Annotated in this window: 17 protein-coding genes; 10 read left to right on the top strand and 7 right to left on the bottom strand. The window is 73.6% G+C overall.

The window, feature by feature from the left end:
* Positions 1-87: 87 nt before the first annotated feature.
* Together WA762_RS27510 and WA762_RS27505 are read right to left on the bottom strand one after the other, a co-directional pair.
* On the bottom strand, positions 88-297 hold the full coding sequence (locus WA762_RS27510; protein ID WP_335939183.1) for an acyl-CoA carboxylase epsilon subunit: 210 nt from the start codon (positions 295-297) through the stop codon (positions 88-90).
* A gap of 101 nt (positions 298-398) precedes the next feature.
* Positions 399-1991, bottom strand: a complete 1593-nt coding sequence (locus tag WA762_RS27505; RefSeq protein ID WP_335939181.1) for an acyl-CoA carboxylase subunit beta — start codon at positions 1989-1991, stop codon at positions 399-401.
* Positions 1992-2148: 157 nt separating this feature from the next.
* Here WA762_RS27505 and WA762_RS27500 point away from each other — a divergent pair, with 157 nt between their 5' ends.
* The 5 genes from WA762_RS27500 to hutH all read left to right on the top strand — a co-directional run bounded on the left by WA762_RS27500 (position 2149) and on the right by hutH (position 8647).
* Positions 2149-3054, top strand: a complete 906-nt coding sequence (locus WA762_RS27500) for a biotin--[acetyl-CoA-carboxylase] ligase (protein WP_335939179.1) — start codon at positions 2149-2151, stop codon at positions 3052-3054.
* Between the two features lie 193 nt (positions 3055-3247).
* Positions 3248-4420 (top strand): adenylate/guanylate cyclase domain-containing protein, encoded by a 1173-nt coding sequence (locus tag WA762_RS27495; RefSeq protein WP_335939178.1) that lies wholly within the window; start codon positions 3248-3250, stop codon positions 4418-4420.
* 184 nt (positions 4421-4604) lie between these two features.
* On the top strand, positions 4605-5417 hold the full coding sequence (locus tag WA762_RS27490) for an enoyl-CoA hydratase/isomerase family protein (RefSeq protein ID WP_335939177.1): 813 nt from the start codon (positions 4605-4607) through the stop codon (positions 5415-5417).
* A 173-nt stretch (positions 5418-5590) separates the two neighbouring features.
* The gene (locus tag WA762_RS27485; protein ID WP_335939176.1) at positions 5591-6763 is read left to right on the top strand and encodes a GGDEF domain-containing protein; all 1173 of its coding nucleotides are present in this window, start codon (positions 5591-5593) and stop codon (positions 6761-6763) included.
* Between the two features lie 333 nt (positions 6764-7096).
* Complete coding sequence (gene hutH, locus WA762_RS27480; RefSeq protein ID WP_335939175.1) at positions 7097-8647, top strand: histidine ammonia-lyase; 1551 nt, start codon at positions 7097-7099, stop codon at positions 8645-8647.
* Positions 8648-8858: 211 nt separating this feature from the next.
* Here hutH and WA762_RS27475 read toward each other — a convergent pair whose 3' ends face one another.
* A complete protein-coding gene (locus WA762_RS27475) occupies positions 8859-9209 on the bottom strand; it encodes a hypothetical protein (protein ID WP_335939173.1) in 351 nt (116 codons plus the stop codon).
* An 839-nt stretch (positions 9210-10048) separates the two neighbouring features.
* Here WA762_RS27475 and WA762_RS27470 point away from each other — a divergent pair.
* The 5 genes from WA762_RS27470 to gdhA all read left to right on the top strand — a co-directional run bounded on the left by WA762_RS27470 (position 10049) and on the right by gdhA (position 15961).
* Entirely contained in the window at positions 10049-11293 is a 1245-nt protein-coding gene (locus WA762_RS27470) for a L,D-transpeptidase (protein WP_335939172.1), read from the top strand.
* A 168-nt stretch (positions 11294-11461) separates the two neighbouring features.
* Positions 11462-12916 carry an ABC transporter permease gene (locus WA762_RS27465; RefSeq protein ID WP_335939171.1) on the top strand — a complete coding sequence of 485 codons (1455 nt, stop codon included), beginning with the start codon at positions 11462-11464 and terminating at the stop codon, positions 12914-12916.
* A gap of 136 nt (positions 12917-13052) precedes the next feature.
* Complete coding sequence (locus WA762_RS27460) at positions 13053-13736, top strand: ABC transporter ATP-binding protein (protein WP_335939169.1); 684 nt, start codon at positions 13053-13055, stop codon at positions 13734-13736.
* Positions 13737-14058: 322 nt separating this feature from the next.
* Positions 14059-14229: a hypothetical protein gene (locus tag WA762_RS27455; RefSeq protein WP_335939168.1), complete on the top strand. Its 171-nt coding sequence runs from the start codon at positions 14059-14061 to the stop codon at positions 14227-14229.
* A gap of 352 nt (positions 14230-14581) precedes the next feature.
* Positions 14582-15961 carry an NADP-specific glutamate dehydrogenase gene (gene gdhA / locus WA762_RS27450; protein WP_335939166.1) on the top strand — a complete coding sequence of 460 codons (1380 nt, stop codon included), beginning with the start codon at positions 14582-14584 and terminating at the stop codon, positions 15959-15961.
* A 299-nt stretch (positions 15962-16260) separates the two neighbouring features.
* Here the strand turns inward: gdhA and WA762_RS27445 are convergent, their stop codons facing one another.
* The 4 genes from WA762_RS27445 to WA762_RS27430 all read right to left on the bottom strand — a co-directional run bounded on the left by WA762_RS27445 (position 16261) and on the right by WA762_RS27430 (position 22052).
* Positions 16261-17031, bottom strand: a complete 771-nt coding sequence (locus WA762_RS27445) for an HAD family hydrolase (protein WP_335939164.1) — start codon at positions 17029-17031, stop codon at positions 16261-16263.
* A gap of 129 nt (positions 17032-17160) precedes the next feature.
* The gene (gene msrA / locus WA762_RS27440) at positions 17161-17826 is read right to left on the bottom strand and encodes a peptide-methionine (S)-S-oxide reductase MsrA (RefSeq protein ID WP_335939163.1); all 666 of its coding nucleotides are present in this window, start codon (positions 17824-17826) and stop codon (positions 17161-17163) included.
* Positions 17827-17937: 111 nt separating this feature from the next.
* Positions 17938-20727 (bottom strand): M48 family metallopeptidase, encoded by a 2790-nt coding sequence (locus tag WA762_RS27435; protein ID WP_335939162.1) that lies wholly within the window; start codon positions 20725-20727, stop codon positions 17938-17940.
* Positions 20728-20948: 221 nt separating this feature from the next.
* Entirely contained in the window at positions 20949-22052 is a 1104-nt protein-coding gene (locus WA762_RS27430; RefSeq protein ID WP_335939161.1) for a hypothetical protein, read from the bottom strand.
* Positions 22053-22103: the final 51 nt, after the last annotated feature.

Here is a 22103-nt window from a genome sequence, read left to right as displayed (position 1 = left end):
TGCAGCTGACCGGCGCGGAGGACTGACCGGCGCGGGGAACGGCCCCACCCGGCGGTCACCCGCCCGGTGGGGCCGTGAATGCCCGGATCACCCGGGCCAGTACGTCCGGGCCCAGGCGCGCGGGCCCGGCACATGGCGGGCGCGGCGGGCGATGCGGGCCGGGTCGGCCCACTGCCCGGGCAGCGCCGGCGCGGCCGACGGCGCGCCCGACGCCGTCGCCGCGGCCCGCGCCCGTACCACCGCGAGCGCGGCGGCCAGTTCCTCGGCGGTCGGGTTGCCCCGTACGACCTTGATCATGGCAACGGCCCTTTCCGGAGAGGGAGTCGTCCGATGGGGTGAGCGGTCTGGAGAAGAGCGGCACGGCCTCCGGCCGAACGACGGCAGTTTGAAGTCAGGGCCTAGAGGGGGATGTTGCCGTGCTTCTTCGGCGGCAGCGACTCCCGCTTGGTGCGCAGCTGGCGCAGCGCCTTCACGATGTGGACGCGGGTGTCGGACGGCATGATCACCGCGTCGACGTAGCCGCGCTCGGCCGCCACGTACGGGTTGAGGAGCGCGTCCTCGTAGTCCGCGATCAGCTCGGTGCGCAGCGCGTCCGCCTCGGCCGGGTCCGTGACGGCGGCGAGGGTCCGGCGGTGCAGGATGTTCACCGCGCCCTGCGCGCCCATCACCGCGATCTGCGCGGTCGGCCAGGCCAGGTTGACGTCGGCGCCCAGGTGCTTGGAGCCCATCACGTCGTACGCGCCGCCGAACGCCTTGCGGGTGATCACCGTGATCAGCGGGACGGTCGCCTCCGCGTACGCGTAGATCAGCTTGGCGCCGCGGCGGATGATGCCGCCGTACTCCTGGTCGACGCCGGGCAGGAAGCCCGGCACGTCGACGAAGGTCAGCACCGGCACGTTGAACGCGTCGCAGGTGCGGACGAACCGGGCCGCCTTCTCGCTCGCGTTGATGTCGAGACAGCCCGCGAACTGCATCGGCTGGTTGGCGACGATGCCGACCGGGTAGCCCTCGACCCGCCCGAAGCCGGTGATGATGTTCGGCGCGAACAGGGCCTGGGTCTCCAGGAATTCACCGTCGTCCAGCACATGCTCGATGGCGGTGTGCATGTCGTACGGCTGGTTCGCGGAGTCCGGGACGAGGGCGTCGAGCTCGCGGTCCTCGTCGGTGGCGGTGAGAACCGCCTCCTCCGGGAAGGCCGGCGGCTCCGAGAGGTTGTTCGAAGGCAGGTACGAGAGCAGCGACTTGACGTACTCGATGGCGTCCTTCTCGTCGCCCGCCATGTGGTGCGCCACACCGGAGACGGTGTTGTGGGTGCGTGCGCCGCCGAGCTGCTCGAAGCCGACGTCCTCGCCGGTGACGGTCTTGATGACGTCGGGGCCGGTGATGAACATGTGCGAGGTCCGGTCGACCATCACGGTGAAGTCGGTGATCGCGGGGGAGTAGACCGCGCCGCCCGCGCACGGGCCGACGATCAGCGAGATCTGCGGGATCACGCCCGAGGCGTGCACGTTGCGGCGGAAGATCTCCGCGAACAGGCCGAGCGCGGCGACCCCTTCCTGGATGCGCGCGCCGCCGCCGTCGTTGATGCCGATGACCGGGCAGCCGGTCTTCAGCGCGAAGTCCATCACCTTGACGATTTTCTCACCGTAGACCTCGCCCAGCGAACCGCCGAAGATCGTGAAGTCCTGGGAGTAGACGCAGACGGGGCGGCCGTCCACCGTGCCGTAGCCGGTGACGACGCCGTCCCCGTACGGGCGGTTCTTCTCGATGCCGAAGCTGGTCGACCGGTGCCGGGCGAACTCGTCGAGCTCCACGAAGGATCCCTCGTCGAGCAGCAGGGCCACCCGCTCCCGGGCGGTCAGCTTGCCCTTCGCGTGCTGCTTCTCGACCGCCCGTGCGGAGCCCGCGTTCGTCGCCTCCTCGATGCGGCGCTGCAGGTCCGCGATCTTGCCCGCGGTGGTGTGGATGTCGGTCTCTTCCGGCTCGGACATCGGGTGGCGGCTCCCTGCCTGGTCACGGGGGGACGACTGTGCTGCCGATCAGGCCCTGGACACCGGCCGATCAGCCCTGGATCACCTACTGGTCCGTAGCGTATCGGCGTGCATTCGGTTCGGCAGTGCGTCGTTTGCCACACCTAGTCTGGCTTGCATGACACCTTCGGATGCGCCTCACAGCCGCTGGTCGGACCTCGACCGGCCCCCCCTGAACGTCTCCGCGCTGCGCCGCGGTCTGCTGCGGCCGGGCGGCCTGTGGACTTCGCTCGACGTCGTGGAGACCACCGGTTCCACCAACGCCGACCTCGCCGCGCGGGCGGCGGCCGGGCTCCCCGAGGGGGCCGTGCTGGTGGCCGAGGAGCAGACGGCGGGCCGCGGCCGGCTCGACCGCACCTGGTCGGCCCCGGCCCGTTCGGGGCTGTTCCTCTCCGTCTTCCTGAAGCCCGGCGACATCCCGGCGGACCGGTGGGGCTGGCTGCCGCTGCTCACCGGCGTCGCCGTGGCCACCGGGCTGGCCAGGTCGGCGGGCGTCGACACGGCGCTGAAATGGCCCAACGACCTCCTGGTGACGGTCCCCGCCGCCTCCGGCGGGCTCCCGGAGGGGGAGAACCCGCCCGGCGCGGAACGCAAGACGGGCGGCATCCTCGCCGAGCGCGCCGGGGACGGCGTCGTCATCGGCGTCGGCATCAACGTCACCCTGCGCGCCGCCGAACTCCCCGTCCCCACCGCCGGATCGCTCTCCCTGGCCGGGGCCGTCTCCACCGACCGGGACACCCTGCTGCGGGGCGTGCTGCGCTCGCTGGAACACTGGTACGGGCGGTGGCGGGACGCGGACGGGGACGCGGCGGCCGCCGGGCTCCAGGAGGCGTACGCGGCGGGCTGCGCGACGCTCGGCCGGGCGGTGCGCGCCCAACTGCCCGGCGGCCGGACGCTCACCGGCGAGGCGGTGGCCGTCGACGGCGACGGGCGGCTGGTCCTGTCCACCGAGGAGGGCCTGCGGGAGCCCCTGTCGGCGGGCGACATCGTGCACCTGCGCGGGGCCGGGGGCGGCCTGACCTGACCGGTACGGGCCGACCGGGCCCAAAAGCCTCCCGGACGGGCCCCGCGCGGCCCCGGGAGCGGGTCCCGGGAGCCGTCCCGGGGCGCCGGCGCGCGGCTCGCGGACGTGAGCCACGGCACACCTGCCGTAAAGTTGAGGCGATCCACCGACAGATCGGCAGGGCAGTGCGCAGGGAACGGGCAGGAGGCGGCTGGTGACCGTCGACGATTCGACGTCCGGCGCGGGCGAGGAGCCCCCGTCGGAACCTTCGGTCCACCCGACACCGCATCTCGAAGTCGACCATACGGCGGAACCGACCGACGACCCCCTCGCGATCCGGCTGGAACAGCTCATCCTGGGCGCCGACCGCCGCTACACGCCGTTCCAGGCGGCCCGGACCGCCGGCGTCTCGATGGACCTGGCCTCCCGGTTCTGGCGGGCCATGGGCTTCGCCGACATCGGGCAGGCCCGGGCGCTCACCGAGGCCGACGTGCTGGCCCTGCGCCGCCTCGCCGGTCTCGTCGAGGCGGGGCTGCTCAGCGAGCCGATGGCGATCCAGGTCGCCCGGTCGACCGGGCAGACCACCGCCCGACTGGCGGAATGGCAGATCGACTCCTTCCTCGAAGGGCTGACCGAGCCGCCCGAGCCCGGCATGACCCGTACCGAGGTCACCTACCCCCTGGTCGAGCTGCTCCTCCCGGAGCTCCAGGAGTTCCTGGTCTACGTGTGGCGGCGCCAGCTCGCCGCCGCCACCGGGCGGGTCGTGCAGGCCGCCGACGACGAGGAGATGGTCGACCGGCGCCTCGCCGTCGGCTTCGCCGACCTGGTCGGCTTCACCCGGCTGACCCGGCGGCTGGAGGAGGAGGAACTCGGCGAACTCGTCGAGGCGTTCGAGACCACCGCGGCCGACCTGGTCGCCGCGCACGGCGGCCGGCTCATCAAGACCCTCGGCGACGAGGTCCTCTACTGCGCCGACGACGCCGGCACCGCCGCAGAGATCGCGCTGCGCCTGATCGAGGCGATGACCCAGGACGAGACGATGCCCGCGCTCCGGGTCGGCATCGCCTTCGGCACCGTCACCACCCGGATGGGCGATGTCTTCGGCACGACGGTGAACCTCGCCAGCCGGCTGACCTCGATAGCGCCGAAGGACGCCGTGCTGGTGGACGGCGCGTTCGCGGAGGAGCTGACCCGCACCGGCGACGCCCCGGCCTCCGAGGCGGAGGCCGCCGAGCGGGCGGCGGCGGCCGAGAAGGAACGACAGGAGGGCCTGGAGCCGACGGCCCTGCCCACCTACCGCTACGGGCTGCAGCCCATGTGGCAGCGGCCGGTGCGCGGCCTCGGCGTCGTCGAACCCTGGCTGCTGGCCCGCCGCGGCACATCCTGACCCCGGGCCCTCCCCCCGAGGGACCCCCCCCGGGCCTTCCCCGAAGGCCCCCTGGCTCTCCAGGAGGCGTCCGGGTCCTCCCCTGAGGGCGTCCGCGCCGCCGGTCGGCCTCCGCCCGTGACCGTTGTCGGGGCCGCCCCATAGGATCCCTCCGGTAACGCTCGTTAACCGGAGGGGTGAAGTCATGGCCGTCACGTCCGAGCAGCGGTTCGGGGAGTTCGTCGTCGTACGGGTCCACGAGGGGCAGGAGCATGTGGCCGAGCTGGTCCTCGACCGGCCCAAGGCCATGAACGCGGTGTCCACGGACATGGCCCGCTCGATCGCCGCCGCCTGCGCCGCGCTCGCCGACGACCCGGCCGTGCGCGCCGCCGTCCTCACCTCCAGCCATGAACGCGCCTTCTGCGTGGGCGCCGACCTGAAGGAGCGGAACTCCTTCACCGACGCCGAGCTGCTTCGCCAGCGCCCCACCGCCCGCGCCGCCTACACCGGGGTGCTCGAACTGCCGATGCCCACGATCGCGGCGGTGCACGGCTTCGCGCTCGGCGGCGGGTTCGAGCTGGCCCTGTCCTGCGACCTGATCGTCGCCGACCGCACGGCCGTGGTGGGCCTGCCCGAGGTGTCGGTCGGCGTGATCCCGGGCGGCGGCGGCACGCAGCTGCTGCCCCGGCGGGTCGGCGCGGCGCGCGCGGCCGAGCTGGTCTTCACGGCCCGGCGGGTGGAGGCGGCCGAGGCGCTGGAGACCGGTCTGGTGGACGAGCTCGTGGAGCCGGGCCGGGACCGCGAGGCCGCGCTCGCGCTCGCCGGGCGGATCGCCGCCAACTCCCCGGTGGGCCTGCGGGCCGCCAAGCGGGCGCTGCGACTGGGGCACGGCCTCGACCTGCGGGCCGGCCTGGAGGTCGAGGACGCCGCGTGGCGGTCGGTGGCCTTCTCCGGCGACCGGGCCGAGGGCGTGGCCGCGTTCAACGAGAAGCGGAAGCCGAACTGGCCCGGGGAGTGACCGGGCCGGGGAAGCCGGAGGCAACCGGCCCGGCGGAGCGGCCGTCTCCAGAGGTGGCCGTCGCCGGAGAGGGCGGACCCGAAAGTAACGTTGAGTGTTCAAAGAGACACGTGCTGAATATTTTCAGAGCCTCAAACTGATCAAATCACCACAAAACTACATAAGCTGTGGTGATGGGTGGTGAAGAGGCGCGGCTGCGGGCCGTGGTTTCGCTTGCGCAGACGATGGCGGCGGCGCACACCCCGCGGGGGTCGTGGCGCGCGGCCGCGCTGGGGGCGTGCGAGGCGTTGGGCGGCACGTTCGCCGCGCTCTCCGTGTGGGAGCGCGACCGCGGCCGTCTGCGGGTGCTGGTGAACGCGGGCGAACGGGCGGAGGGGGAGGAGGAGTTCCCCGAGGACGAGACGTATCCGGTGCACCGGTTCCCCGAGATCACCGAGTTCCTGCACGAGCGGTGGGCCGGCGGCGGGGAGCCCGACGCCTGGGTGGAGACCGCCGCCGACGACGACGAGCCGGAGGGCGCGCCGGACGCGGAGGCGCGCGGCGGGTACGGACGGGGCTACCGCCACCAGCGGGTGGCCGCCCTGCGTCGGCGCGGCCGCGGGTCCTGCGTGGTCGCGCCGATCGTGCTGCACGGGCGGGCCTGGGGCGAGCTGTATGTGGCCCGCCCGGCGGGCGCGCCGGCGTTCCGCGGCGAGGACGCGGACTTCGCCACCGTGCTGGCCTCCGTCGTCGCCGCCGGGATCTCCCAGAGCGAGCGGCTGGAGGAGGTCCGCAGGCTGGCCTTCACCGACCCGCTGACCGGGCTGGCCAACCGGCGCGCCGTCGATGTGCGGCTGGACGAGTCGGTGGAGCGGTACCGGACCGGCGGCGAGGTGGTCAGCCTGGTCGTCTGCGACCTCAACGGCCTCAAGCGGGTCAACGACACCCTCGGCCACGCGGTCGGCGACCGGCTGCTCGAACGTTTCGGCTCGGTGCTGTCCCGCTGCGGCGCGATGCTCCCGGGCGCGCTCGCCGCCCGGCTCGGCGGCGACGAGTTCTGTCTGCTCGCGGTGGGCCCCGGTACGGACGAGGTGATCCGGGCCGCCACCGAACTCTGCGAGCGGGCGGCCGAGTTGGAGCTGGGGGACGGGGTGGCGTGCGGGATCGCCTCGACCGGCGATCCGATCGGCCCGGTGGTCTCGGCGCGGCGGCTTTTCCGCCTCGCGGACGCGGCCCAGTACCGGGCGAAGGCCGCCCGTTCCGCGGTCCCGGTGGTGGCGGGGCGCGACGACGAGGTGATGCGGCTGGCCGACGCGCCGCCCAGGTCCCCGCACGAGCGCCGGCACCTGCGCGGCAGCCACGCCTGAGGGGGAGCGGGACGCCCGCAGGGGGGAGCGGTGGGCGCGCGGCCGGGAGGACGGGGCGGCGGCCCGATGCGTGCGGGGCGGGGGAGCGGCGTGCGCTGGGCGGCGGCTCGGTGTGGACGGGGCGTGGGCGGGGCCCGTGCACGGGGTGGCGGGTCCGCGCGCACGAGCCGATGTGCCGATGTGCCGCTGCGTCGATGTGCCGCTGCGCCGGGGGGTCGTGTGCCCGGCCGGGTGAGGGCCCGCGCGGCTGCCCGGTAAGGAGTCACGCCCGGTAAGGAGTCAACCGCACGACCACTGGTGACATGGTGCGATTCAATCCGTACGCTGCTGAATATGGATATGCACACAGTCGTGGTGGGGACGTCCGGTACCACCGCCCAGGACGTCATCGCCGTGGCCCGCGGCAACGCCCGCGTCGAGCTCTCCGTGGACGCCGTGGCCGCGCTCGCCGCCGCCCGCGAGATCGTGGACGCGCTCGCCGCCAAGCCGGAGCCGGTCTACGGCGTCTCCACCGGGTTCGGCGCGCTCGCGACCCGGCACATCAGCCACGAGCTCCGCGCCCAGCTCCAGCGCAACATCGTCCGCTCGCACGCCGCCGGGATGGGGCCGCGGGTCGAGCGCGAGGTCGTCCGCGCCCTGATGTTCCTGCGGCTCAAGACGGTCGCCTCCGGGCGCACCGGCGTGCGGCCCGAGGTCGCGCAGACCATGGCCGACGTCCTCAACGCGGGCATCACCCCGGTCGTCCACGAGTACGGTTCGCTCGGCTGCTCCGGCGACCTGGCCCCGCTCTCGCACTGCGCCCTGACGCTGATGGGCGAGGGCGAGGCGGAGGGCCCGGACGGCACGGTGCGCCCGGCCGGCGAACTGCTCGCCGCCCACGGCATCACCCCCGTCGAGCTGCGCGAGAAGGAGGGGCTGGCCCTCCTCAACGGCACCGACGGCATGCTCGGCATGCTCGTCATGGCCCTCGCGGACCTGCGAAACCTCTACACCTCCGCCGACATCACCGCCGCCCTCTCGCTGGAGGCGCTGCTGGGCACGGACAAGGTGCTCGCCCCCGAGCTGCACGCCATCCGCCCGCACCCGGGCCAGGGCGCCAGCGCCGACAACATGCTGCGGGTCCTCGCCGGATCGGGCCTGACCGGTCATCACCAGGACGACGCCCCGCGCGTGCAGGACGCGTATTCGGTGCGCTGCGCGCCCCAGGTCAACGGCGCCGGGCGCGACACCCTCGCCCACGCCGCGACCGTCGCGGACCGGGAACTGGCCGCCGCCGTCGACAACCCCGTCGTCCTTCCCGACGGGCGGGTCGAGTCCAACGGGAACTTCCACGGCGCGCCCGTCGCGTACGTCCTGGACTTCCTGGCGATCGCCGCCGCCGACCTCGCCTCGATCACCGAGCGCCGCACCGACCGGCTGCTGGACAAGAACCGGTCGCACGGGCTGCCGCCGTTCCTCGCCGACGACGCGGGCGTGGACTCGGGCCTGATGATCGCCCAGTACACCCAGGCCGCCCTGGTCAGCGAGATGAAGCGGCTCGCCGTCCCCGCGTCGGCCGACTCGATCCCGTCCTCCGCGATGCAGGAGGACCACGTCTCCATGGGCTGGTCGGCGGCGCGCAAGCTGCGTACCGCCGTCGACGACCTCGCCCGCGTCGTCGCCGTCGAGCTGTACGCGGCGACCCGCGCCATCGAATTGCGCGCCGCCGAGGGGCTCGTTCCCGCGCCCGCGTCGCGGGCCGCCGTCGAGGCGCTGCGGGCGGCGGGCGTCGAGGGGCCGGGGCCGGACCGCTTCCTCTCGCCGGACCTGGCCGCGGCGGACGCGTTCGTCCGCACGGGCGCCCTGGTCGCGGCGGTCGAGCCGGTGACCGGTCCGCTGGCCTGAGCGGACGAGGCCGGGCCGGGCGCGGGCCCCGGAAAGCCGGGCGTGACTCCGAGTCTGATGTGAACTCCGAGTCTGATGTGAACTCCGAGTCGGATGTGGAGTCCGAGTCGGATGTGGAGTCCGGGCCGGGCCCCGGCCCGGGCCTCGGCCCGGACTCCGGCCCGGACTGAAGTCCAGGCCGGGCCGGAGCTCCGGTCCGGCAGAGGGTCGTTCAGGTCGACAGCGCGCCGGTGCGGCGGATCGAGCAGGTGACGAACGCCGCGCCGACGCCCAGGAAGGCCGCGCAGCCGGCCAGATACGGGCTGGTGTCGAAGCCGGTCCCGGCCCCGGTCTCCGCCAGTCCGGGGCCGGACGGCTCGTCCGCGGCGACGGCGGCCTCCTCGCCTCCGAGAACGGCCTGCGCGTCCAGGCCGCGGCCCGGGGCGCCCGCAGCGGTCGCCATGACCGCGTCAGCCGCGTCGGCCCGCTCGTCCATCGCGTCGGCGGACGGGACGAACCACAGGGCGGCCAGCAGCGTGCCCGCCGCGGCGGCGGTCAGGAGCGGGCGGCGAGCAACGGCCACGAGAACGAACCCCCTTGTCACAGCCGTGAGTCAGGCATGCGGACCGATGCTAGTGAAACCAGTGGGTCGGGGGAAAGTCGCGCGTACGCAGGGGACTTCGCGCCCTGCCGCCCCCCTGCGCGCTCCGGCGCACGCGCGCTTCCGAGAGATCGACTTTCGTTCCCCTTCGGTGGAATCGTGTGGAAAGTCACGTGTGGTGCGGTTCGTGCAGATATCACGGTCGAGGTCGTCGCCGCCGGACGGGTGGGACCGCGCTGAGCTGGGAGAAGGCGGGCCGGGCGGGGCCGGGCGGCGGCCCGGCCGAGGGGGTGGCCGCGCGAGGGGCGGCCGAGGGCGTCCCGCACAATGGGAGGGACGGCGACGGACTCGCGGCGCGAGCGGCTTCATCGGCCGGCGGCCCCGACGGGCGGCCGGGACCGGTGGTGAGCGCGGCCCAACGGGTGCCGAGCGCCCCGCCCCCGGCCCGCCTTCCTCGACGGAACCGCCTCGGACTCCGGACCGACCGGGCGCGGGCCCCGGCCCCGCAGGGAACCGCCTCCGGCCCCGGCGCCGGCCGGCCCTGGTTTCCGGGAGCCGGATCCGGACCAGGATTCAGGAACGGGGCCGGGCCCCGGACCCGGATTCCCGGATCCGGACCGGACCGGGACCGCGTCGTGTACCGGTCCCGCAACAGCGGCGGGCGCCGGGGAACCATCGCCGACCGGGACGCGTCGATCGTGTTGTTCCCCACATCTTTCGCGGATGTGGAACGGAGAACCCCTTCAAGGGGTTCTCGGAATGTTGACGGGTTTCGCCGGTCGTCGGCGGCTCCGCTCGGGGTTTTTGGGGAATCGGCAACGATGGAGAAGCGTGTGATGACGGACAGCAAGCGGCGCAAGGGCCTGATGGCCGCGTCCGCACTGCTCGGTGGAGTACTGGCGCTCACGGCCTGCAACGGCGGCACGGCGAACGGTGACGGATCCAAGAAGTCGCAGACGGCCGAGGTCGACAAGGCGGCGGCCCAGGACGCGTCGGAGGCGCAGATATCCATCGCGCCCAAGGACGGCGCGACCAACGCGAGCATCAACAACGCCGCCAGGGTCACCGTCGCCAAGGGCACGCTGACCCAGGTCACCATGGCCACGTCGACCGGCCAGGCGGTCAAGGGCACGCTCGCCGCCGACGGCAAGAGCTGGCAGCCGGACGCCCAGCTGGAGCGCTCGACCACGTACAAGATCAGCGCGACGGCCAAGGACGCCAAGGGCCGCGAGGCGCACGAGAACACCTCCTTCACCACCGTGTCGCCCGACAACAGCTTCATCGGCAACTTCACCCCCGAGGACGGCTCCACCGTCGGCGTGGGCATGCCGGTGTCGATCAACTTCAACAAGCCGATCACGGACCGGAAGGCCGTCCAGGCCGGCGTCACCGTCACCTCCAGCAGCGGCCAGGAGGTCGTCGGCCACTGGTTCAACAACCAGCGCCTCGACCTGCGCCCCGAGAACTACTGGCAGAGCGGCTCCACCGTCACGCTGAAGCTGAACCTCGACGGCGTCGAGGGCGCGGACGGCGTCTACGGCGTGCAGCAGAAGACCGTCACCTTCAAGGTCGGCCGCAACCAGGTCTCCACGGTCGACGCCGCCGCGCACACCATGACCGTCACCCGCGACGGCAAGACGGTCAAGACCATCCCGATATCCGCCGGTTCCTCCACCAACCCCACGTACAACGGGCAGATGGTGATCTCCGAGAAGTACAAGGAGACCCGGATGAACGGTGACACCGTCGGCTTCGGCGGCGAGTACGACATCAAGGACGTCCCGCACGCCATGCGGCTGTCCACCTCCGGCACCTTCATCCACGGCAACTACTGGGGCGCGCGGTCGATCTTCGGCAGCGCCAACACCAGCCACGGCTGCGTCGGCCTGGCCGACGTGAAGGGCGCGGGCGACGCGGGCCAGCCCGGCGCCTGGTTCTACGACAACTCGCTCATCGGCGACGTGGTCATCGTCAAGAACTCCCCGGACAAGACCATCACCCCGGACAACGGCCTCAACGGCTGGAACATGAACTGGACGGAGTGGAAGTCCGGCTCCGCGCTCTGACGGACGCGACCGCTTCTCCCCCTCCGCGGCACCGATCCCCGTACGAAGGCGGCGGCACCCGGACCCTCCCGGTCCGCGGCGCCGCCGCCTTCGGCGTGCGCGGGCGTTCTCATCCCGGTCTCATCATGGCCTTAACCCGCCATCACGAGCCGCCCATAGCCTCGCGCCATGTTCTTCACCTACCTTCGGCGCGAACTCCGCCGCCGCAGAAAGGCGGCGCTGGTCGTCGCCTCGGGCCTGGCCCTGGGCATCGCCCTGGTCATCGTCGTCAGCTCCGTCTCCTCCGGCATGGGCAAGGCCCAGGACAAGGTCCTGGAATCGCTCTACGGCCTCGGCACGGACATGACGGTCACCAAGGCCGCCGCCGCGCCGGGCTCCGGCGACGGGCGCCCCAAGTTCGAGTTCGGCGCCAAGGCCGACGACGACGACTCGACGCAGAGCAGCGACCGGGTCATGGTCCAGGGCTTCCAGACGCTGGACTCCTCCGTCGTCGGCACGATCCGCGGCCAGGAGGGGGTCAAGGGCGCGGTCGGCGGGCTCAGCCTGAACGTCATGAAGGTCGACGGCCAGTTCAGGCGCGGCGAGTTCCAGCAGCGCGGCGGCACCGCCCAGGGCGGCCCCGGCGGCGGCGCCCCGCCGCAGGGCGAGATCAGGGGCGGCGGCGCCTCCTTCGGCGTCGACTCCTTCTCCGTGTACGGCACCGACGTCACCGAGCAGGCCATGGGCCCGCTGACCTCCTCGAAGATCACCGACGGCCGGACGTTCAAGGCCACCGAGACCGACGCCGCGGTCGCCGTCGTGGACTCCGCGTACGCCAAGGAGAAGAAGCTCGCCGTCGGCAAGACCGTGACCGTCCACGGCACCAAGTTCACGATCATCGGGATCGCGGCCGCCGACAGCGGCGACGCGGCCGCCAATCTCTACATCCCGCTGAAGCGGGCACAGACGCTCTCCGACTCCGAGGACAAGGTCACCACCGTCTATGTGAAGGCGGCGGACTCCCAGCGGATCGACCAGGTCAAGGCGGCCGTCCAGCAGAAGGTCCCCGGCACCACCGTCACCACCTCCGCCGACCTCGCCGACACCGTCTCCGGCTCCCTCTCCACCGCCTCCGACCTGGCCTCCGGCGTCGGCAAGTGGCTGTCCATCGTCGTCCTGGCCGCCGCCTTCCTGGTGGCCGGCCTGCTCACCTCCTCGGCGGTCAGCCGCCGGGTACGGGAGTTCGGCACCCTCAAGGCGCTGGGCTGGCGGAGCGGCCGGGTCACCCGCCAGGTCGTCGGCGAGGCCCTCGTGAACGGCCTGCTGGGCGGCGTGCTCGGCATCGCCCTCGGCCTCGCGGGCGCGTACGCCGTGACGGCCGTCAGCCCCACCCTCACCGCCCAGCTCGGCGGCCACTCGGGAGGCGGCATGGGCGGCGGCATGGGCGGTGGCCGGTTCATGGGCGGACCGGGCGGCCCCGGCGCCTCCAGGACGCTGGACGTCGCACTGACCGCGCCCGTCTCGCTCACCGTGATCCTCACCGCCGTCGGCCTGGCCGTGGCGGGCGGACTGGTCGCCGGCGCGTTCGGCGGCTGGCGGGCCTCCCGGCTGCGCCCCGCCGATGCCCTGCGCCGCGTCGAGTAGCCCCTGTTCGAACCCCTCCGCCCGGCCCGGACCCGGCCCATCCTCCCCACCCCTGCCTCACCCCACCTCGTTCCACCCTCACCCCACCCTCACCTCACCCCACCCTCACCCCTTGCGTTCCAGCGGGAGCTGATCCATGTACACACTCAAAGACGTCACCAAGCGCTATACGCGGGGCAAGGCCACCGTCGACGCGCTCGTCGGCGTCGATCTGACCATCGAGGACGGCGGGCGGCTGGTCATCCAGGGCCCCACCGGCGGCGGCAAGTCCACCCTGCTCCAGATGCTCGGCGGCCTCGACCGTCCCACGAGCGGCAGCGTCGAACTCGACGGCGTCGACCTCGCGAAGCTCAGCGAGGCCCGGCTCACCGAGGTGAGGGCGCAGAACATCGGCTTCGTCTTCCAGGGCTTCAACCTCATTCCCACGCTCACCGCCCAGGAGAACGTCGAGACCGCGCTCGTGCCGCTGGGCGTCAAGGCGGCCGAACGCCGTCGGCGGGCCGCCGAGGCCCTCGACTCCGTCGGACTCGGCGAACGGCTCGGCCATGTGCCCAGCGAGATGTCCGGGGGCCAGCAGCAGCGCGTGGCGATCGCCCGGGCCCTGGTCAAGCAGCCGAAGGTGCTCCTCGCCGACGAACCCACCGGCAACCTCGACGAGTCGATGCGCGACGAGGTCATGGAGGTGCTGGAGGCCATGTGGAAGGAGCAGGGCCTGACCTTCATCATGGTCACGCACGACACCGCCCTCGCCCGGCGGGCGCCGCGGCTGGCCACCATCCGCAGGGGCCGGGTCACCCTCACGGAGAACGCGGCGGCCTGACCCCGCGGCGCCCCGGGCCGGTCGGTCCGTCCGGCCCACCGGCACCGGCCGCACCGAACGCCGCATCCCGCATCCCGCGTCCCCCACATCCCGCACGCACGAAGGCGGCGGCATCCGGATCCCCCGATTCGCGGCGCCGCCGCCTTCGGCGTTCCCCGTGATCCCCCGCAGCCGTGCCCCGGTGGAGCCGGTCGGGATGGGGTCGGGCATGGTGGAGCTGGCTGCACCATGACTTCGGGTGACCGGTCCCTCGTGGCGGACCGTCCCGGGCCGTGAGGATGAAGACGTCGCCGACCGACCCCCGACCACGGAGGAACCACCAATGAAGTCGCTGCTCTGGATCGTTCTCGTCGCCGCGCTCGCCGCCAATGTGTTCGCGAGCTTCGGCGTGCCGGAGGAGAGCACGCACCTGGTGCTGAGCATCGCCTCCGGACTGGTCGTGCTCGGCTCCGGCACCGGCCTGTGGATGCTGCGCGACCGCGGGGACGCCTGAGCCGGACGCCGCGGCAGGCACCGGCCGGAGTGCCCCGGACGGGACGCCGCGACCGGCCCGGATGGCCGGACGGGATGCTGTGCCCGAGCCGGATGCCGTGGCGAAATGTCGGTTTTTTGGTTAATTCTGGGGTGGGTTCCGGTCGCGCCGGGACCACTATGTGGATGCGGTGGTGGACGTCGGCGGAAGCGCTGGGACAATCGATGTGCCACAACGGTTCTGTACGTCGCCTCCGTGAGCCGCCGAAGCGTGCGATGTCTGGGCGACGCCCTCAATGGGGAGGGGGACCGCTGGTGTCCCCGGGACGGGGCACCTTCGCGCGCGACGCCGACCCATGGAAGGTCTTGATCAGATGCGGACCACCCCTGAATCCGTCACCCCCCACGCCACCGAGAGCCGTGTCATCGAGCCGCTGTACGCGGAGGTCCTCCGCCGCAACCAGGGCGAGAAGGAGTTCCACCAGGCGGTGCGGGAGGTGCTGGAGACCCTCGGCCCGGTCCTCGTGAAGCGGCCCGAGTTCGTCGATGCCCGGATCGTCGAGCGGGTCTGCGAGCCGGAGCGCCAGCTCATCTTCCGCGTGCCGTGGTCGGACGACTCCGGGGACATCCACGTCAACCGCGGCTTCCGGGTCGAGTTCAACAGCTCGCTCGGCCCGTACAAGGGCGGCCTGCGCTTCCACCCCTCGGTCAACCTGGGCATCGTGAAGTTCCTCGGCTTCGAGCAGATCTTCAAGAACGCGCTCACCGGCATGCCCATCGGCGGCGGCAAGGGCGGCGCGGACTTCGACCCGAAGGGCCGTTCCGACGCCGAGATCATGCGGTTCTGCCAGTCGTTCATGACCGAGCTCCACCGCCACCTCGGCGAGTACACCGACGTCCCCGCCGGTGACATCGGCGTCGGCGGCCGGGAGATCGGCTACCTCTTCGGCCAGTACAAGCGGATCACCAACCGCTACGAGTCCGGCGTCCTCACCGGAAAGGGCCTGGGCTGGGGCGGCGCCCAGGCGCGCACCGAGGCGACCGGCTACGGCTGTGTGCTCTTCACCGCCGAGATGCTCCGCAGCCGGGGCGAGTCCCTCGACGGCCAGCGCGTCGTCGTCTCGGGCTCCGGAAACGTCGCGATCTACGCGATCGAGAAGGCCCAGCAGCTGGGCGCGACCGTCGTGACCTGCTCGGACTCCGACGGTTACGTCGTGGACGAGAAGGGCGTCGACCTCGCCCTGCTCAAGGAGATCAAGGAGGCGGGCCGGGGCCGGGTCTCCGAGTATGCCGCGCGCAGGGGCGAGCACGCCCAGTACGTCCCCGGCACCGGCGTCTGGAACGTCCCCTGTGACGTGGCCCTGCCCTGCGCCACCCAGAACGAACTGCACGAGGCCGACGCCGTCGCCCTGGTCCGCAACGGCGTGAAGGCGGTCGCGGAGGGCGCCAACATGCCCACCACGCCGGAGGCCGTACGCGTCCTCCAGGAGGCGGGCGTCGCGTTCGCCCCCGGCAAGGCCGCGAACGCGGGCGGGGTGGCCACCAGCGCCCTGGAGATGCAGCAGAACGCCTCGCGCGACTCGTGGACCTTCGCCCACACCGAGGAGCGCCTCGCGGCGATCATGCGCCACATCCACGACAGCTGCTACGAGACCGCCGAGCGTTACGGCAGCCCCGGCAACTACGTGGTCGGCGCCAACATCGCCGGCTTCGAGCTGGTCGCGGACGCGATGCTGGCGCAGGGACTCATCTGATCCGGCCCCTCGCCCGGTGACGCGGCGCCCCGACGACGCCCCCCGTGGTCCGGCCCGGCCGCCCCTCGGCAGCCGGGCCGGGAAGCACACCCTCGGCCGGCCGGGCGCACACCCTGGGCCGGCCGGGCGCACACCCTGGGCCGGCCGGGCGCACACCCTGGGCCGGCCGGGCGCGCCCCCTCGGCCGGCCGGGCGCGCCCCCTGGGCCGGCCTGGTACGCGTGGGCCGGACGGACACGCCATGGGCCGGACGCGGCACGGCCGGCCGCTCGACGCCGTCGGCGGCCCGTCAGCCGCCCGTCAGCCGCCCGTCACCGCCCCGGCCAGCAGCGTGATCTCGGCCGCGACGGCCTCCGGGTCGGCCGCGACGGTGACCTGGGCGACGCCGTCCAGGCTCGGGTGCGCGCCGACGCGGACGGCGCGCTCGGCGTTCCGCAGCAGGTCGACGTCGTTGATGTCGTTGCCGAACGCGATGTACTCCCCGATCCCCGCCCCCGTCAGGGCCTCCCACTTCGTCGTCGAACCCGGCGCGAAGTCGATGATCGCCTCGTCGAGGTGGTGGTTGACCATCAGCCCCAACCGCCGTCCCGCGTCGGCGAGTCCGGCCATGTCCGACGCGCCGACGACCAGGAACTTCACGACCTCGGGGAGCGCCGAGAGTTCCACCGGCCGCGCGAGGCCGCCCTGGTCGACCCGGCTCATGATCGGATGGTCGGCGGGGCCCGTGTAGGCGTAGTCCCAGGGGCCGTCCGCGAGATAGGCCGCCTCGTACCGTTCGACCGCGTCCAGCAGCGCCGCGAGCCCGGCGGGGTCGAAGGCGGCCCGGGCCCGGACCCGGCCGCCTACCGAGACCAGGCTGCCGTTCCCGCCGATCAGCGTGGCGGACGGAAAGTCCCCGTCGAGCACGGGCAGGAGGTCCCTGACCGGGCGGGCGGACGCGAAGACCACGTCGAAGCCGGTGCGTTCGCATTCACTGATGGCCGTGCGGATCCGGTCGTCGATCGTCCGCCCGTCGAAGCAGAGCGTGCCGTCGATGTCGAAGACCAGGGTGCGAGCGCGAGTGCTGTACATCGTCGGATGATATCCAGCGCCCCGGCGGCCGGAACGCCCCCACCAGGGGCGGAACCCGCCCCGGCCACCGGGCGCGCCCCGCGGCCGCGGCTGTCCCGGAGGCCGTCCGCGCGAGGGTCCCGGGCCCGCTCACTCCCCGGCGGGAGCGACCCCCACCGGGCAGGAGACGCCCGTGCCGCCGATGCCGCAGTAGCCCGCCGGGTTCTTGTCCAGGTACTGCTGGTGGGGCGCCTCGGCCGGCCACAGCGGGCGGCCCTCGGCGGGGAGGATCTCGGTGGTGATTTCGCCGTAGCCGGAGCCGGTGAGCACCCGCTGGTACGCCTCGCGGGAGGACTCGGCGGCCGCCGCCTGCTCGGGGGAGTGGGTGTGGATCGCCGAGCGGTACTGCGTGCCGACGTCGTTGCCCTGGCGGAAGCCCTGGGTCGGGTCGTGGGACTCCCAGAACAGCCTCAGCAGCTCGGCGTACGAGACGGTCTCCGGGTCGAAGACGACGCGGACGGCCTCGGTGTGGCCGGTGAGGCCCGAGCAGACCTCCTCGTACGTGGGGTTCTGCGTGTAACCGCCCTGGTAGCCGACGAGCGTGGTCCAGACGCCGTCCGTCTGCCAGAACTTGCGCTCGGCGCCCCAGAAGCAGCCCAGCGCGAAGTCCGCGACCTCCAGGCCCTCCGGGTACGGGCCCAGCAGCGGATTGCCGAGGACCGTGTGGCGGTCCGGGACGGCGAACGCGGGCTCGGGGCGGCCCTTCAGGGCCTCCTCGGGGGTGGGGAGCTGCGGGGTGCGGCGGTACAGAAACATGCGGGGCTCCTCCGGGGCTGGAATTTCCGGTCGGTACAACGCGCCGGGGCCGCCGGAGATTCCGGCCGCCCCGGCACGGCCGCCCCGGCACAGCCGGGCGGCCGGGCGCGGTCAGGAGTCCTCCCCGACCCTCAGGGCGCTGTACTCGTGGCATGTGGTGAAGAAGGTCTTCGGAGACGTGGAGTACGACCACGGGGCGTACGGCGACGGGACGTCGTCGGCGGCGGGGCAGTCGATCAGGCGGAACTGCTCCATCGCCTCCGCGTACCGGTCCTGCCAGTACAGCGTCCAGGCGAGCAGGTGGCGGGCCCGGACCAGCCGCCGGTCCTCGCGGCCGGCCGCCGCGGCAGCGGCCACGTCGGCCAGGCAGGCGTCGGCCGCGGCGATCAGTTCCGGGGCCTTGTAGTACTCGTCCGGGTCCGTCTCCGGGCTGCTCCGCTCCTCCTTGAACGCGGCGTACAGCGGGAGCAGCGTGAGCAGCCGGCCGGGGCTGCTCCGCCTCGCCGCCTCCCGCGCGAGGTACCCGGCCTGCCGGTACGAGCCGGCCCAGTGGTGGCCCCAGTACCGGAGCGCCGTGTCGTGGGCCGCGAGGTGGGCCCCGCCGCGCACGACGATCTTCGCCCACAGGGCACGGCACTCGGCCCGGTCGTAGCCGAGGGCGAGGGCGCAGGGGATCTCGGCGACGTACGGGCACGGGTCGTCGCCCGCCAGCGCCTGGGCCTCGCGGCACGCCTCGCGGGCCCCGGCCATCACCCGGCGGAAGACGGAGGACTGCTCCCACGTGGGGTCCTGCGTCGGACGCGTGCCGTGCACCCGCGCCGCGACGCCGGTCAGCGCGCCGGCGTGCACGAGGGCCGCGCCCGCGTCCCCGGGACGTTCGGCGCGCCAGACCAGCAGCCAGGCGTCGTCGGCCGCGGCCTCGTCCTGGAGGACGGCGGCACGCCGGAGACGTTCCTGCCGGTCCCGGCCCGCCTTGCGGAGGAAGGCGGCGCCCGCCCGCCAGTCGCCGGCGCGGAGGGCGATGCGGACCTCCTCGTCGCGGACTTCTGCGGCGGGGAGCCTCCTGCCGGGGATCTCCCTGGCGCGGAACTCCTCGTCGTGCGGGCCGGGGGCGTTCCCGGGGCCGGTCCACGACGGCGTCCTCCGCGCCCTCGTTCGGACCTTCGGCCAGAGGTACTCGCGCGCCCGGAGGCACGCGCGCAGAGCGGTCGCCGACGGGAGTGGCCGGGGTGTCGTCGCGGAGAGCTCCGGGCCGGTGCGGGGAAGTCCGGCGCCGGGAAGCCCGGTGCGGGGGAGGGGGCGGAGGTCAGGATCGAGCAGGGCGCGCAGCGGCCCGGTGTCGGGGACGTCCGCCGCCGCCGCGTCCAGCGCCGCCGGGAACAGCTCCGCGTGGCCCGGCGGCAGCTCCAGGAACGCCTCGTCGTCGGTCCAGGGAAGCCGCCAGCGGGCGCGCCCCTGCCGTACGTACTCGGCCTCGGCCAGTTTCCACAGCACGAGGTGGAGCCAGTGCCCGGCGAACGCGCGGGCCACCCGGCCGGTCGCCCGCCGGGCCTCGTCGGACGTGTGGAGGCGGTCGGCGATCCGCCACTGCGCGCCCGCGTCCACGGCGTCGAGCGCCTCGGCCACCGAGCCGTCGCCGCCGGTCACCGCGGCGACCGCCCTGACCAGGTACCGCGCCAGCGACTCCTCGCGCGCCACCGTCGAGTCGTGCAGCAGCTCCGGCCAGTCGACCCGGCGCAGTCGCAGCAGCTCCGGTGCCAGCACCCGCTCCTCGACCGCGGCCAGTGTGCGCTCGGCGTCGACGAGCAGGTCCATGGCCGGCGCCGCCGGCGCCGGCCCGCGCCCGTCGTCCGGCAGCGCCTCGATCCGGGCGATGCGCTCCGTGAACGACCCATGCTCGTAAGGGGTCCCCGTTCCGGGCGGCGCGGAGTAGTACGGGTCGTCGAGCACGTCCCCGCGCGCGTCCAGCATGTGCCGGAGGCCGCCGAGGACCTCGCCGGGCGGGGGCAGCAGCCCGATCTCGTCGCCGATCAGGGCGTACGACTCCAGGTACTCCGCGTGCGCGTGGCGGAGGGCCCGGAGCTCGCGCAGCGCGCACGCGCTCACGTCCCGGCCGGCGATCCGCGCGGCGGCGACGTCGGCGGCGGACTCCGCGCGGTCGGTGTCGGACGTCGTGACGCGCCCGCAGAAACGCTCGTACCTCTCGTACCGCCCCGCCAGGAAGCGGTACGAGGCGCCGGCGTGGCCCGGGTCGATCCTCCTGGCCCTCCTGCCCCTGGCGCGCGCCTTCGCGGCTTTCTCCTCCTGGCGTTCCCGCTCCCTGGCGACGGCCTTCTCCGACTGCTCCCGGAAGTGGGCGACGGCGCGGGCCGCCCGGTCCCGGGCGAGGGCGGCGACCGCGGCGAGACGGGTGTCGGAACGGGCGCAGCGGCTCATCTCGTACGCGAGCACGAAACGCAGCCGGGCCTCGGACGTTCCGAGCAACAGCGGTACGCCGACGGAGAGCCGGCGGCGCCCGGCGACCAGGCCGAGGAGCCGGGTGTGCTCGGTGGCCTCGGCGCCCACCCCGCCGGTGAGCACGAGGTCGTCGGGCGCGCGGGCGCCGGCCCGGTCGGCGAGGTCGCGGACCAGGGCCCAGAGCCGGGGCTGTTGGGCGTCGTCGACGCGCAGCCCGCGTACGTCGTCGCGGTCCGGCGTGCACGTGTCGCGCAGGAACGTGCCGCGCACGATCGAGAACGCGGGCACGGAGGAGCGGACGAGGAACAGCGCGGCTACGGGAAGCCACGCCCAGCGGAACACGGCCCAGTCGACGACGCAGAGGACCGCGAGCAGAAGGAGGCCCAGCGCGTAGAAGCCGGCGAGCAGGGCAACGGCGCGGAAGGCGCGCAGAGTCGGGAGCATCGGACGGATCCCCCCCACGGGAACGGAGGTCGGCGGCGACCGTGGCGGTCGTGGTGCGCGTGGGGAATCGGAGTATGTCGTCCCGCGGGCGGGCGCGGCAACGCGATATGCGGGCGGCCGGGGCCGGGGCGAACTCGCCCCGGTCCCGGCCATCGTCCGTACGCGGAACGGGAGTCGGGGCGTGAACGCCCGTACAGCAGGGGGCAGTTCGAAGACACCCCCTAGCGCGGCAGCGTCGCCGGGCTGCCGCCGTTCGCCTCGTATCCCGCGACCGCCAGCGCCCGGTGGACCGTGTACGCGGCGGCCGGGTCCGTCTCCTGGGTCCAGGGCAGCGCGCCCACATGGCCGTCGACGTGGACGATCTGGTTCATCGCCTCCGCCCAGCGCTCCATCCGGACCAGGAAGAAGACCAGCAGGTGGCGCACATGGGCGAGCATCGGGTCGTCCGGGCGGGCCGCGTGCACCGCGAACAGGGCGCCCTCCACCGCCCTGGTCACCACCGCGCTCCGGTAGAAGCCCTGCACCAGGTTGACCTCGGGCAGGTGCTCGTACACCGCGAAGAGCGGCAGCGCCGCGAGCAGCGAGCCCCGCGGGGCGCGGGCGGCGGCCGTGGTGGCGAAGCGGTCGGCCGCCTCACGGGAGCCGTGCCACTTCTCGCACCAGTAGTGCAGCGCCGCGAGGTGCGCGCCCAGGTGGGCCGGGGCGCGGTCGATCACCTTCGCCCACAGCCGGTCGAACTCCTCGGGGGAGTACCCGAGTCCACGCGCGACGGCCAGTTCGACGATGTACGGGACGGGGTCGCCGGGCGCCAGCGGCGCGGCCTCGCCGCAGACCGTGCGGGCCTCCTCCAGGATGATCCGGAAGTCGTCCGACCCCGCGGTCGACGAACGCCACGCCTGCTGCACCAGGAACTCGGCGTGCACCGCCGCCCCGCCCGCGTCCTTCGGCGCCTCCGCCCGCCAGGCGCGCAGCCAGGCCCCGCCGACGCCGGGCCGCGCCGCCAGCTCCAGCGAGGCGGCGCCCGCGAACGCCTGCACCCGCTGCCAGCGCAGCTCGCCCTCCTTGGGCGTGCCGGCCAGCAACTGCGAGGCCGCCCGCCAGTCCTGGGAACGCTGCACCAGGTCGAGCACGTCCAGGAGATCCTGATCCGGCCCCGGCAGCCGGATGTCCAGCTCCTCCTGACGCGCGAAGCCGTAGGCGGCCGGGTCGGCGGCGTCCGGCGAACCGGGCGCGACCTGGCGGATTCCGCCGCGGCGGCGCAGCACGAAGGGGCCGATGACCGCGGCGAGCATGCACAGCGCGATCAGGAACCAGAGAATCTCCATGCCCCCATTGTCACCGGACGGCCGAGTAGCCCGCTGAGCACCCTCGCGACG

This window comes from Streptomyces tyrfis (assembly GCF_037034285.1).
Lineage (GTDB): Bacteria > Actinomycetota > Actinomycetes > Streptomycetales > Streptomycetaceae > Streptomyces.
Note: the sequence above shows the minus strand (reverse complement) of the source record. Positions and strands in the feature narration are given on the sequence as shown.

Coding starts and splice junctions, on each gene's coding strand:
- hutH (WP_335939175.1), top strand. CDS start 7,097: ATGGATATGCACACAGTCGTGGTGGGGACGTCCGGTACCACCGCCCAG.
- WA762_RS27430 (WP_335939161.1), bottom strand. CDS start 22,052: ATGGAGATTCTCTGGTTCCTGATCGCGCTGTGCATGCTCGCCGCGGTC.
- WA762_RS27460 (WP_335939169.1), top strand. CDS start 13,053: ATGTACACACTCAAAGACGTCACCAAGCGCTATACGCGGGGCAAGGCC.
- msrA (WP_335939163.1), bottom strand. CDS start 17,826: ATGTTTCTGTACCGCCGCACCCCGCAGCTCCCCACCCCCGAGGAGGCC.
- WA762_RS27470 (WP_335939172.1), top strand. CDS start 10,049: ATGGAGAAGCGTGTGATGACGGACAGCAAGCGGCGCAAGGGCCTGATG.
- WA762_RS27445 (WP_335939164.1), bottom strand. CDS start 17,031: ATGTACAGCACTCGCGCTCGCACCCTGGTCTTCGACATCGACGGCACG.
- WA762_RS27490 (WP_335939177.1), top strand. CDS start 4,605: ATGGCCGTCACGTCCGAGCAGCGGTTCGGGGAGTTCGTCGTCGTACGG.
- WA762_RS27500 (WP_335939179.1), top strand. CDS start 2,149: ATGACACCTTCGGATGCGCCTCACAGCCGCTGGTCGGACCTCGACCGG.
- WA762_RS27485 (WP_335939176.1), top strand. CDS start 5,591: ATGGGTGGTGAAGAGGCGCGGCTGCGGGCCGTGGTTTCGCTTGCGCAG.
- WA762_RS27465 (WP_335939171.1), top strand. CDS start 11,462: ATGTTCTTCACCTACCTTCGGCGCGAACTCCGCCGCCGCAGAAAGGCG.
- WA762_RS27505 (WP_335939181.1), bottom strand. CDS start 1,991: ATGTCCGAGCCGGAAGAGACCGACATCCACACCACCGCGGGCAAGATC.
- WA762_RS27510 (WP_335939183.1), bottom strand. CDS start 297: ATGATCAAGGTCGTACGGGGCAACCCGACCGCCGAGGAACTGGCCGCC.
- WA762_RS27455 (WP_335939168.1), top strand. CDS start 14,059: ATGAAGTCGCTGCTCTGGATCGTTCTCGTCGCCGCGCTCGCCGCCAAT.
- gdhA (WP_335939166.1), top strand. CDS start 14,582: ATGCGGACCACCCCTGAATCCGTCACCCCCCACGCCACCGAGAGCCGT.
- WA762_RS27435 (WP_335939162.1), bottom strand. CDS start 20,727: ATGCTCCCGACTCTGCGCGCCTTCCGCGCCGTTGCCCTGCTCGCCGGC.